Annotated in this window: 1 protein-coding gene; it reads left to right on the top strand. The window is 49.6% G+C overall.

Translation table 11 applies throughout. The annotated features are described in order from the left end of the window. Nucleotides 1-302, top strand: a 302-nt coding sequence (locus tag G0Q06_RS14945; RefSeq protein ID WP_238710909.1) for a GIY-YIG nuclease family protein, incomplete at its 5' end; no start/stop codon positions are given. Nucleotides 303-363: the final 61 nt, after the last annotated feature.

Genomic DNA, 363 nt, shown 5'->3' with positions numbered 1-363 from the left:
ACGCTTTTATTATGTCCGAATACTTTGTCTATGTCTTGGAGAATCAAAAAGGCCGACTCTACATCGGTCAGACTGACAACCTCGAACGCCGGCTGAGCCAGCATAATTCTCCAGAGGGCAAAAACCATCTGGGAAAGTATACCCACAAGAACGGGCCATGGCACCTCCTGGGATTTGAAGAGTTCCCGAGCCGATCAATGGCGATGATCCGTGAGGGCGAACTCAAATCTTGGAAATCGCCAACAAAACTGCGTGCAGTGTTTGGCACCTCAGCGGTAGAGTCCCGACAGGGTCGGGATTAACCACTTGGTCGCAGGTTCAAATCCTGCCCGAGCAGCCAATTTTAGTCATTTAAATCATTTG

This window comes from Oceanipulchritudo coccoides (genome assembly GCF_010500615.1).
GTDB classification, from domain to species: Bacteria; Verrucomicrobiota; Verrucomicrobiia; order Opitutales; family Oceanipulchritudinaceae; genus Oceanipulchritudo; species Oceanipulchritudo coccoides.
This window is presented reverse-complemented; position numbering and strand designations above follow the sequence as displayed.